Raw genomic sequence first — 11,856 nt, forward strand, 5'->3', positions numbered from 1 at the left:
CCGGCGCCGAAGCCGTCCTCAAACTCCGGGCCCTGATCTCCAACGGAGACTTCGAGGACTACTGGCGCTACCACGTCAAGCAAGAACACCAACGTAACCACACAGCCCGCTACCAGCAGCAATACCAACTCACAGCCTGACCCGCGAAGTCACTCCACATCATCTGCACCACGAGCCAACTGCACTCAAGCAGATATGCAGAGTATGCGTTCGATCCTTGCTGTCCGTGCACTACGGCGCCCTCACCGAGCAGATGTGTGCTTTCGCGATAGGCGGCGTCGTTTCTCGGTGGTTGGCACGTAGATGCGTGGGACGGAGATCGTCCACACGGGCGCGATGTGATGCCGCTTAGTCGACGTCAGCGACGGCTCGTGTTCCGCTGACCCCATGACGATCAACCACCTTCCTCGTGGCGAGTTTCGAAGGCTTTGGGATGAATTCACAGAAGCTCGGAGGATGCGTGACGCCGCGCCCCCTGAGTGTCCTGTCTGCGACCAGGGCATCGCGAGCGAACGGCAGATACGGCCCAAGTTCGAGATGTGGACTATGACGTTTACGCCTTGCGGCCATGTCGTGCAGGCATCGCCAGACGAATGACGCCGTGGCGAGCGGCGTCATCGATGTAGGTAGCACGGATTGCGTTGGCCTGCCGCTAATGAGACCCGAACGAGCCACAAAGTAGAGCTTTCGTGCCGTTCGGAGCATGCGAGGTACCAAGGTACGGACGCCGCTCTTGCGTGCTGGCGTCCGGAAGGGGAACCCTTTGCGAACAGCCTTGACCTGGGCGTTCTTATGGCCGCGGCCTGTGGGCTGCGACTGGAAGTCCGGCTCCCACAGCCTGATCGGCGGCGGGTGCGGGGGACCCCCGGATTGCGTGCACTGGACGGCAGCTCGATGCTAAGGACATGAGAATACAGCGGAGACGTGCGCTACTCGCCACGGAGAGCTTTCTCGTCCGCCGGGCCCAGCGATGACACCGGATCCCGACGACCCACGCCTTTTCGACCCCGCCAAGCAGGCCGCTGCTAAAGCTCATCTCCTGGAGCAAAAAAGGCGTGTGGTGTCGAAGGCAAAGGCTCTCGATGACGCCGCCAACGCCGCCAAAGCACGCCCGGCGGCTGGTGACCCCTCGGCGCTCGACCGTTCGGTCCGCACGGCCCTGCTGCACTGGTGCGATTCCGCAAACATCCGCACGGTTGTCGACCAAACACCAGTGCTCGTTGGCAAGAAGGTCAAGATGCGGGCGGAGCCGCTCGCAGGATCAGGATACGGCGGGTCGGCCACGTTCGCCGTGCACCAGGACATGGGATTGGTCAGGAGAATTCTCGCTCGTCTGCACAGGCAGCGACATCCTATGCCCCCCTTCGGGACCACGACCAAGGCCTCTGGCCTGATCGTGTCGCGCGACTCCTGGCCGGCGAGTGTTTCCCGGTTCAGCGGGCAGGGCCGTCACTACTTCACCGACGAGGACGGGCAGGAATCTGGACTGCTTGTCGTGACCAGGACGTCCTACGGGGTCACGGAGACCTCAGCCATGCTCAATAAGATCGAGGTACCGCTGGCGCCCGGCGCGGCCATCACCGCCAACGGTGCCTTCGGGCGGAAGGGGACGAAACACAAGGTGTACGCCTCCAAGGACCCGCGCCTGAAGGCGGAACTGCTCACACCGGGCCAGGACGGCAACCTCAGCCTGATCGCACATGTGCGCAACCTCGTCGAAGAAACCATAGAGCTGATCCGAGACGAGAACCGGGGTGATGAGCCCGGCCCGCCCATCGAACTGACCGACACCATCCTCATGGAAGCGGCCGGCGGCTACCTGAACCCGGATGGATTCGGGCTGGTGCAGATCACGCCTGACACGAGGGAGATCACCGTCGATGAAGGGCAGCCCGCACATGTCGACGTGGAGATCCAGCCCGGGGAGGCGGCCGGCACGGAGTTCCAGACCTCTTACGCGCTGCGTCTGACCAACGCCGACGACCCGGACGACTTCGTGATCAGCGGCATCGTGATGATCGACGGCCAGGGTGACACGGTGCGGATCCAGATTTGACGCACGCTGCCCCGGCGCAGGGCGCCCCAGCGCAGAACGCATACACCGCTTGACTGGGCGGAAGCCTTACCTTGTGGCTCGTTCGGGTCTCGTTAACGGCAGCCGCGTTGGTCGACCGCTCGGTGCCAAGGACGTTGAAAGATCGGTGCCAAGCGCCGTGAAAGGTTCGAGGCTCTCAGCGAGGTCACAGGCTCGCGGCAGTGCCATCTATCGCGAAAGCGCACAGCAGAACTTGCGACGTGACGCGACAGGTGGCACTTTGCCTCGATATTCGGCATCAAGAGCGCTATCAAAGTGAGCTGCCTGTTCAGAAGTGTCCTGTCTCAACGAACCAGGCAGTCGTAGATCGTAATGAGACGTAGCGTCACGCGGAGCGCGCCAGACGAGTGCGGTCGTGGTGCCGGCGGGCGTGGGCTGGAACCGTCATTGGGTTCGGGCGTGGTCAGGGTGAACCAGTAGCCGCGTATAAGAGTCGGCCCCGGAGCTCTGAATGCAGATCAGCTTCCGGGGCCGCGGCTCGGGTTCAGCTCGTTCTAGGACTGGGGGAAGGCGGTGGGGAAGGTTTGCTGGAGGAGTCCGGCGATCTGGTAGTGGCCGATGGCGTTGGGGTGTCCTGCGGCCCAGCGTGCGAGGTCGTCTGGGAGGTAGATCGGGGCGTCGACGCCGAAGACCCGCTTGCCTCTGGTCTGGCAGGCGTCGTGGCCTTCGAACGGTGAGTAGGTGTCGGTGTAGGCCACCTGGAAGCTCGGGTCGGCGGCGGCGAGAGCTTCGGCGGTGTTCTTGATGGAGGTGTTCATCTGCTTGAGCTGGTCGCGCAGCCAGGTGATGTCGGCCTGGGTGACCGGGCCGACGCCGGTGTCGCGGGGCTTTGGGTTCTCGTTGTCGGCGCACGCGGTGCTGTCTTCGGGCAGGATCGCCGGGTAGCCCAGGACCAGCACCTTGGCCTTCGTGGCCCTGTCGTGGATCTCAACCAGGGCGCTCTTGATGGCGCCGCTCATCACGCCGAAGTCGATCGGGTAGCGGGGGTTGCCGGCGTTGTGCCGGTCCTGGCAGGGGTGAGTGTCGTTGCCCGGGTTCGGCACGCCGGTCTGGTCGTTGGCACAGTCGATGAAGGTGATGCTCAGCCCGCTGTCGTTGCCGCCCATCTGGAACGTCATGTACTTGGTCTCCGGTGTGACCTCGTCGATCATCGCCGGGATCTTGCCGGGGTCGGCGGACTCCCAGAACCCTCCCCGGCCCGGGGATCCGGTTCCGGGCCACACGCCCTTGATGAGCGTTGCGCCGCTGCACGTGGTGTCGGTCAGGTCCCACGCCTCCCGCCACGCGAGCAGGTGCGCGTAGTCGGCCCCTGAGCGAACGCAGCTCTCGTCGCCCGGGACCGGCGGGAACACCCCGACACCGGCGGCATAAGAATCCCCGATCGCCACATACCTGGGTTGGGGGTCTCAGCAGCGGCAGCGAACGCGCTGGCAGGAAACACGGCGGCGGCGAGCGCAGTCGGGCCCAGCCGGAGCGCCCTGCGCCGGCTCCGAGAAATCGGCTTGGACATACGTGTTCCTCCCACGAAAACAGACCTGGTCCCTCGGTGCAGGCTGCGCTGAGCGAATCGAATTCGATCATGAAAATCGGAATCAGTACGCCCGACGTGTCGGAGGCGGTCGCGGGTTCACCCAAATGGCCGGATGCGACAGTCCCCGGCCGAGCCCATCATCGGGCGAAGTTTGGCAGCATTCGAAGTGGTTGAGTTCGGTGCCGTCGAGGACGCGGCGTCCATTCTGCGGATCCCCCGCAAGGAGCTGCGGCAGATTCTTGAAGATCCAAGCCTTACTGACCTGCGGGGTTGAGGCGTGCTCCAGTAGTCACAGGTGGTGCCAAGCAGGTTGGCGCACCTATGTCGCAATTCGATGGGCCGTGGGACTGCTGCGACTTGTGATGGTCGTGACTGCTGACCCGACGAGTGTCCGACGGGGAAGGTTGACTGTCCCTCGATCGATATACATGCCCGGCGGCCTCGGCCGATCACCGGGAGGACAGCGGTGGAGGTTCACGGTGCAGGAAGACGTCATGACGGCCGGGGCGGGGTTGCGGGTCTACCCCGGGCCCGCGGAGGTGTTCGTCGCCGACCAGGCCGAACTGGCGAGGCATTTGCACCCGTTGATCTCGATCGATCTCGCCGGGGTGGATCCGGCCTGGCATGGATGGATCCACGTGGTGAGCCCGTTGGAGCCGACCGAGGGCTACCTCGGCGACCACACGGAAACCTTCCACTCGCCCCTGCAGAAACCCAACTGGCTCGGGTTCTCGATGGAGGACGACCGCTACCGTCTGCTCGGCGACTGGCGCTACTTTGCGCGGGCGACAACGCCCGAGGAACTGCCCGATCCATGGCCCGGGTTCCGTATGCAGCTCCACGAGCACTGCGAGACCGAGGAACGCAGTTACCTGGCGCACCGGGACGCCTTCCGCCGTGACGGCATCCTGCTCATGCGCCGGGAGGACGGCTCTCCGCGGTTCGACGGGGCTGATGCTGTGGCCTTCCTGGAGCAGCTCGGTGGCGAGGCGGATGCGCACGGCAATTGGGTTCAGCCCGATCTGTTCGATATCGAGTACGACGACCAGATCGCGTGGCCGGTGAGCCCGGCCGGGAATCCGTTCCGATTCGTGGCGTCGGTGCCGGGCTGGCACTACCGGCGCAGCGGCGCCGACTCGATTCTGCTGTTCTTCGAACCCGTTGACCGGCTCGCGCTGCTGACTTTCGACTGGAGCTGAGGCCAGGGGGAGGAGGTGCCGGTGGATCCTCTTAGCAGTTGGTGAGTCCCTGGGACCCCCGCGACGCCACGGTGGAGCAGTGGGCTGACCCCCGAGTTGTAGACACCTTGATACTTGGATCCGAGGTGGATCCGCTTGGAGAGGTGAATGACGCGTATGGGACGGCTATCGAAGTACTCCCCGGAGTTCCGGGATGACGCTGTGAAGCTGGTGTTGGACTCGATCCCGCCGCGCAGGGTCGCTGATGTGGCTCGTGAGCTGGGCCTGGTTCCGGAGACGTTGCGCAACTGGGTGGTGGCGGCCGAGAAGCACCGGGTGTCGGCGGCTGCCGGCGGGCTGGATGCGGCCGAGCGGACCGAGTTGGCGGTGCTGCGCCGCCGGGTGCGGGTGTTGGAGGAGGAGAAGGAGATTCTGCGCAAGGCCACCCAGTTTTTTGCGCGCGAGACGAACCGCTGAACCGCCGCTACCGGGGACCTGGACCTATCGCCTATCAGCTGACGGGGCACCGGGGCCCATCTTGCCTGGCGCGTCGCTGCCGCTGGTGATGGCCGAGTCCCGGCACCGTAAGCCGGAGAACCTGCGTCGTTACTTCAAGAAGTCCCCGGACACAATCACCGAGATCACGGCCCTGCTCACATCCGGCGACATGCGGCGTTGACATCCGAAGCTCCGCACCGACTCCGCCCGCGCCACCAACCTGCTGCGGGCACTACTCGTCCCGACGAGCCGCGAAGTCGGCCGCTGACGGATGATCTACGCCGAAGACGCCAGCCCCGACCAGCACGAGAACCCACGAACCCTGCCACACCAGTACCCTGACCAGTCGATTCAACATGGTGGATCTTCGATGGCGAAGACGAAGATCATCACAGGGCGCATGAGCTGCGGTTGCAGGATTGGCGGGGCTGATCTGGCTTCCGCCTCGGTGGTGCAGGGCCATGCAGGCGTCTGTTTCCGAGTCGGCGGGCCAGCGTGGCACGTATAATCGTCTATCGATTGATCTGGACTGACGATGTGGTACAGACCTTTCGTGTACTACTCGATATCGTTAGTCGATGAATAGGGAGGAGTACAGTGTCGGCCAACTTCACCGAGGCGCTGCCCAAAACGCTGCTGTCTGACCAGGTCTACGCCATGGTGCGAGGCATGATCTTGGACGGCTCGCTGCAGCCGGGGGCCCGGATTGTCGAGTCCGAGATCGCTCGGCAACTGGGGGTCAGCCAGGCGCCGGTGCGTGAGGCCATCAAACGGCTCGCCTTCGAGGGGCTGGTCACCGCAGTACCTCGGCGCGGAAGCTACGTCGCAAAGATCTCCGAGGCCGAGGCGCAGGATGCCCGTGAGGTACGTGCGCTGCTTGAGGAGAGCGCGGCACGCGACGCAGTCGAGAACTTCGACGCTGAAGCGCGACGGACGCTTGAAGAACTGGTGGAGGGAATGCGTAGTGCCGCGCGCGAGACCGACCTCGCGGCGTTCCGCAGCCATGACATGGCCTTCCACCGCGCGGTGATCGAACTGGGCGGCAACAGTTATCTGCCGCGGTTGTGGGCCGTGATGGAGTCGAGTCTGCTGAGCCTGCGTGTGGTCGGCGACCCGGGTTTCACCGGTAGCTGGACAGAGATGGCAGAGAGTCACCAGGCTTTGGTCGAGGCCTTGGCCAGCGGGAACAAGGGCCGGGCGGCTGCGGCTTTCCACCGCCACGCCTCCGGCGGCGAGGGTACCTGATCGCCGCTTGCACAGGGCCTGGTTAGGGGTGGCTCGATGCGACGCCGGTCGTGATGACCGTGACGTGTGCTCTTCGAAGAGAGCCTGCTGCGAAGTCGCGAACTCGTCGTTGACTCGGTGGGGCTGCCGAACGCCGAACGCCGAACGCCGAACGCCGAGCGCCAGCGCTGCGAGGCTTGGCGCGGCTGCCTGATCCCTGACCCGTGTCACCAGGTGCTGTTCGAGCATGCCTGGGTGCGTGACGACCTTGACGTCGGACGCCCGGGCGCCGGGTTCGGGCGGAAGATCCGGGCCGCCTTGACCGATCTGCGCGGCCTACTACCAGCATTTGAGGTAGCAACTCAGTCCGCGTCTTGTGGGATTGGCAGGAGGCGGCGTAGCTGCGTGACATGCCTGGCTTCGAGCTCATCGATGGTGTGGACGCCGAGCAACTTCATGGTGCGCACGACCTCCGAGGTGAGGATCGCGATGGCATGGTCCACACCTGCGCGGCCCCCGGCCGTCAGCACGTACAGCTAGGCGCGGCCGATGAGGGTGAACTTCGCGCCGAGCGCGATCGAGGCCACGATGTCGGCGCCGGTCATGATGCCGGTGTCGACTAGCACCTCGACGTCCTTCCCGACCTCGCGCACCACCTCCGGGAGCAGGTAGAACGGGACAGGTGCCCGGTCCAGCTGGTGGCCGCCGTGGGTGGAGAGCAAAATGCCGTCCACGCCGAGGTTGGCGAGCCTCATGGAGTCCGCGACGGTCTGCACGCCCTTGACGACGATCTTGCCCGGCCACATCTCGCGGATGATCCGCAGGTCCTCGTAGCCGATGGACGGGTCCATCGCGGCGTCGAGTAGTTCGCCGACAGTGCCGCCTGTGGAGGACAGCGACGCGAACTCCAGCTTCGGCCTGCTCAGGAAGTCCCACCACCACCAGGGGCGCGGGATCGCGTTCAGGACCGTGCCCAGGCCCAGCTGGGGCGGAATCGAGAACCCGTTGCGCTTGTCCCTCAAACGCGCACCGGCGACCGGAGAGTCGACCGTGAAGAACAGGGTGTCGTAACCGGCCTGCGCCGCCCGGCGGGTCAGGCTGTAGGAGAATTCCCGCTCCCGCATAACGTAGAGCTGGAACCACTTCCGCCCCGCTGGGTTCGCCGCCTTGACATCCTCGATCGACGTCGTGCCCAGCGTCGAGAGTGTGAACGGGATGCCCGCCGCGCCGGCGCGTTCGCCCTCGGTCTGCATCAACCGAGTGAAACCAGTCGGTGCGATTCCGAACGGCAACGCCGACACCCCGCCCAGAACCTGCGTCGTGGTGTCCACATGCGAAACGTCCCTGAGGATGCCGGGGTGGAACTCCACGTCCTCGAACGCCTGGCGTGCGCGGGCGAGGGACAGCTCATACTCGGCCGCACCGTCGGTGTAGTCGAACACCGCCTTCGGCGTGCGGCGTTTGGCGGCGGCCCGCAGGTCGTGGATCGTCAGGGCCGCGCCCAGCCGACGTTTCCTCGCGTCCCGCTCCGGCTTCATGAACTCGATCAGGGCGAAGATCTCGTCCGGTTTCGGGAACTGGCGCTGGACCATGGGAGGACTCCGGGGCGGTGGTAGCCGGGTGCGGGTGGTTCTGCGAGGAAGTGAGGAGTGCCGGCCGGGTCGAAGACCCGGCCGGCACGTCGACGCGCTCGAATTCGATGCCTCCTATCCGCGGGCGGGCCGGGGGAGCGGCCTGGCCACTACGGTGCCGACGTGGTCCCCGGGGGCTGAAGCGCGCCGGTTGCCGAGCCGGCGGTCGGGGGCTGCGAGCCCGCGTGCGTGAACGCGAAGTAGTCGATGTTGCCGAACCCGGGCTGCGATCCCGGGGCGACCAGGTAGACGCTGTGGGTTCCACTCGTCGGGGTGATCGACGTCGACTGGAGGGACAGAGTGTCGAAACCGCCTGTGCCCGCAGGGTAGAGCACGCCGATCAGCGGGCCGGTGACGGAGTCGAGATGGATCTCGATCCCCTTGTTCGCGTAGGGGTCGTCGACTCCGGCGAAGGCGGTGAACAGGTTCGCATCGGTGCCGAAGTCGACGTTGTCGTAGCCGACCCAGTCGCCGCCGTCGAAGCTGCCGATGACGGTGCCCGTGCCGGCGGCATGCGGGCTGATGCCGCTGCTGGAGGTGAACGCCTCAGCCTGGACCTGCTCGCCGACTCGCGAGGCGCCGCCGACCCACTTCGGTGCGCCGTACTGATAAGCGCCCAGGCTCGGTGCGGGGTCGGTGAAGCCGTTCGTCGCCGGCGCCCAGACCACTCCGGCGTTGCGGGCCGGTGAGCCCGCTGTGAGCGTGAAGTCGTCCGCAGCGGGGTTGGTGAACTGTGCGGCGCTGACCGGGGTGAAGTTGTTCGAATTCGTGATTCCCGGATCGGCTCCCGTGACGCCGATGTTGTTGATGATATCGGTGTCGGAGAAGGTGCCGCCGAAGGTGCTGGCGACGTTGGTATCCGTGCCGGAGGTGTTGTTGTAGATCCGGTTGCCCGAGGTGCTCTGTCCGTTGGGGTTGATCAGGACGGCGCCGTAGGTGGTGCGGTTCCAGGCGGCGTTGTCGTACACGGTCGCGTTGTAGGTGCTGTTGTCGAGGTAGACGCCCGGGGCCGGCGCCGACCGCGCGAACGGCGACGGGTCGTGCAGCTGGTTGTGGTGGATCACGGTTCCCGCCAGGTTCACTGAGCAGCACACGTAGACCGCGCCGCCGTCGACCACCAGGTTGCCGTAGCCAGACAAGTCGTTGTAGGAGATGTCGTGGCCCGCCGCAGTGCTTCCGGCGACCTTGTTGTCGATGTTGATATCGCTGCGGCCGGAGCCCTCGATCGTGTTGTGGGTGATGGTTTGGTGCGAGCCCAGCACGTTGATGCCCGCCGCGTAGCTGCCCAGGGTGTCCACGTGCAGGATCGTGGTGTTCGTCACCGTGTTGCCGCTGCCGGACATCGCCACCCCGTTGCCGGTGCTGCCGTCGATCAGGCTGTTGCTGATCACGTTCCCGCTGCCCTGCAGCAGGATGCCGGACGTGGTCTCGCCCGCGGTCAGCACGGCGCAGCCGTCGGGCGCGGTCACCATGTTCGGGTCGGGATTCAGCTGCCGGTCCGAGGAGATGTCGTGGGCGACCAGTCCGTTCAGGACATCGCCGATCGAGCCGGCGGAGGTCCGGGCGGTGGCGCCCCGGATTCCCAGGTCCACGACGGAGATGTTCGAGCGGCCGCTGAGGTCGATCGCGACGGCGCGCTGCTTCACCTCCACGGAGGTATCCGACGGCTTCGAGCCGTTGGGGGAGTCGAAGTACAGAGTGTGGCTGGAGCTCTGGTAGAACCATTCGCCCGGCTGCCCGAGCAGTTCGAGCTTACCGCTGAGGGAGTAGTTCGTGCTCTGGTTCGGGCTCAGCCCGACGCAGGACGGCAGGCCCGCGGCGGTGATGCTGCCGACCTGCGAGTTCGTGACCGTGCCCGTCTCGCTGACGAACCAGTTGTGCGCGGTCAGCAGTGCCCCGTTCCAGAAGCCGGAGGGCTGCGTCAGGGCGGAGTCGGAGAGGCTGTCGGTGGTGCCGGACTGGGCGGAGGCCATCACCGGGACGCTCGGGTCGGTCCCCGGGTAAGGCCACTGGGCCTCGACCTGCGCCTGGCCGTTCCAGAACACCTGGTTGCCGCTCAGGCTCGGATCGACCGCGACCTGGGACTGGTAGACCTGGCCCGTCGCGACCGCGCCGGCGAACGCCGAGCCGGCCAGGAACGAGTCCCGGCCTTCCAGAGCGGTCAGGTCGGTGCCGGAGACTGCGCTCCATCCGGTTACGGGATCGGCGCCGTCGACCACGACCTGCGCGCCGGGCGCGGCCGTGTACGTGATCGGCGCGGCGGCGGTCCCGCTGCGGGCGGGGGCGATCGTCTCGTGGTAGGTGCCGGACTCGATGACGCAGGTGTCACCCGGGCCCATCACGGCCGAGCACTGCCCGATCGTCGTGAAGGGCATCCCCGGGGAATGGGCCAGGCCCCAGGGAGCGACGTAGTACGTGTGTCCGTGCGGGCCTGCCGCAGCGTGGGCAAACCCGGCGAGGCCTGAGCCGAGCGGGAACAGGACGGCCGCGGCGGCCAGAACGGCGCCCCGGGATCTGGATCGGTGCGAGCGGTGCGACATTGGACTCCAATCGGTAATCGATTAGCGTGCAAGATAGCGCCCGCCGCGGAGCACCGTCAATCACTCCCCGCCGTCGAGCCGCCGTCGAACTGCCGTCGCGCGTCCATGCCCCAGACCAGCGGCAACGAGCCGTAACTCCCCTCGGCGGCGTCGACCATCGTGGCGATGAGCTCGTCCCACTCCGGGTCCACGGCCCCGCGCAGTGCCATCCGCCGGCCCATCTCCGCCATCCCGTCGGTGGTCTCGATCGCGTGGAACAACGTGATCCCGTCGCGCCAGATCCGCCACCGTACGACGCCCGCCGCGCGGAGGGCGTCCGCGACCGGCTCCGGGATGCGGCGGTGGACCCGGGTGTACTCCTGTTCCATCCCCGGCAGCAGGCGCGTGCGCCACGCGAGGGTCTCCGACCGGTCGTCTCGTGGATCAGGCATAGGGGCTTCCCCTTTGAGCGGATAGGGTTGTCGATTATCGATTTAAACAGGAGTCCAGTATGCCCCCAGAGATCTCCAAGCAACTGCTCTCGGACCGCGTCTACGACTTGATCCGCGCGGCCATCCTCGACGGGTCCCGCCCGCCGGGGTCCCGGGTCGTCGAGTCCGAGATCGCCCGCAGCCTCAGCATCAGTCAGGCGCCGGTCCGGGACGCGGTGCGCCGACTCGCGCACGCCGGCCTGGTGACCTCCGAGCCGCGCCGCGGCAGCCACGTCACCGAGCTCTCCGAGGAGGACTTCGGCATCGCCAGGCAGCTGCGCGCGGCGTTGGAGGGCATCGGCGCCCGCGCCGCGGTCGAGCACCTGACCCCCGGGGACCTGGCCGAGCTCCGGGAGATCGTGGCGCTCATGGGCCAGGCCGTCGCTGCGGGGGAGTGGGCCGAGTTCCGCTGCCTGGACATGCGTTTCCACCACCGTGTCATGGTGATCGCCGACGGGGCGGTGCTCGGACGAGTCTGGGACACGTTGGAGCCACTGCTGATCAGCCAGCACGCGATCAGCGATCCCGCCTTCTCCGGGGACCGGTCCAAGCTGGTCCAATGGCACGGCGACCTGATCGCCGCCCTGGAGGCCGGCGATCCGGAGGTCGCGGGCGCGGCGTTCCACGCCCACGCCTCCGGCGCGCTGTCATGAGGGCCCGGAAACGACGCGTTGACACAGGTCGGGGGC

The 11,856-nt window shown here is 66.4% G+C and carries 9 protein-coding genes and 1 pseudogene; 6 read left to right on the forward strand and 4 right to left on the reverse strand.

The genetic code is table 11. The features are described 5' to 3' along the window. The first annotated feature begins 970 nt into the window (after positions 1–970). The gene (locus GWK61_RS22075; protein ID WP_194910955.1) at positions 971–2,056 is read left to right on the forward strand and encodes a hypothetical protein; all 1,086 of its coding nucleotides are present in this window, start codon (positions 971–973) and stop codon (positions 2,054–2,056) included. Between the two features lie 533 nt (positions 2,057–2,589). On the opposite strand, the gene GWK61_RS22080 is transcribed toward GWK61_RS22075, so the two are convergent. Beyond that, positions 2,590–3,483 carry an SGNH/GDSL hydrolase family protein gene (locus GWK61_RS22080; RefSeq protein ID WP_194910957.1) on the reverse strand — a complete coding sequence of 298 codons (894 nt, stop codon included), beginning with the start codon at positions 3,481–3,483 and terminating at the stop codon, positions 2,590–2,592. 682 nt (positions 3,484–4,165) lie between these two features. Between GWK61_RS22080 and GWK61_RS22085 the strand changes: the two genes are divergently transcribed. The 4 genes from GWK61_RS22085 (at position 4,166) to GWK61_RS22100 (ending at position 6,547) form a co-directional block, all read left to right on the forward strand. Further along, complete coding sequence (locus tag GWK61_RS22085) at positions 4,166–4,825, forward strand: hypothetical protein (RefSeq protein WP_228562728.1); 660 nt, start codon at positions 4,166–4,168, stop codon at positions 4,823–4,825. Between the two features lie 156 nt (positions 4,826–4,981). Then, positions 4,982–5,281, forward strand: coding sequence for a transposase (locus tag GWK61_RS22090; protein WP_194910958.1), 300 nt, complete (start codon positions 4,982–4,984; stop codon positions 5,279–5,281). Positions 5,282–5,342: 61 nt separating this feature from the next. Then, complete coding sequence (locus GWK61_RS22095; protein WP_194910959.1) at positions 5,343–5,483, forward strand: hypothetical protein; 141 nt, start codon at positions 5,343–5,345, stop codon at positions 5,481–5,483. Positions 5,484–5,899: 416 nt separating this feature from the next. After that, entirely contained in the window at positions 5,900–6,547 is a 648-nt protein-coding gene (locus tag GWK61_RS22100; RefSeq protein ID WP_194910960.1) for a GntR family transcriptional regulator, read from the forward strand. A gap of 341 nt (positions 6,548–6,888) precedes the next feature. Here GWK61_RS22100 and GWK61_RS22105 read toward each other — a convergent pair. The 3 genes and pseudogenes from GWK61_RS22105 to GWK61_RS22115 all read right to left on the reverse strand — a co-directional run bounded on the left by GWK61_RS22105 (position 6,889) and on the right by GWK61_RS22115 (position 11,128). After that, a pseudogene (locus tag GWK61_RS22105) lies at positions 6,889–8,118 on the reverse strand (alpha-hydroxy acid oxidase). 149 nt (positions 8,119–8,267) lie between these two features. Further along, positions 8,268–10,532, reverse strand: coding sequence for a carbohydrate-binding protein (locus GWK61_RS22110; protein ID WP_228562729.1), 2,265 nt, complete (start codon positions 10,530–10,532; stop codon positions 8,268–8,270). A gap of 221 nt (positions 10,533–10,753) precedes the next feature. Next, positions 10,754–11,128 carry an L-rhamnose mutarotase gene (locus GWK61_RS22115; protein WP_194910962.1) on the reverse strand — a complete coding sequence of 125 codons (375 nt, stop codon included), beginning with the start codon at positions 11,126–11,128 and terminating at the stop codon, positions 10,754–10,756. 59 nt (positions 11,129–11,187) lie between these two features. Here GWK61_RS22115 and GWK61_RS22120 point away from each other — a divergent pair, with 59 nt between their 5' ends. Continuing rightward, on the forward strand, positions 11,188–11,820 hold the full coding sequence (locus tag GWK61_RS22120) for a GntR family transcriptional regulator (protein ID WP_194910963.1): 633 nt from the start codon (positions 11,188–11,190) through the stop codon (positions 11,818–11,820). Positions 11,821–11,856: the final 36 nt, after the last annotated feature.

Origin of the sequence: Catenulispora rubra, from assembly GCF_015356825.1 — a bacterium.
Classification (GTDB): Bacteria; Actinomycetota; Actinomycetes; order Streptomycetales; family Catenulisporaceae; genus Catenulispora; species Catenulispora rubra.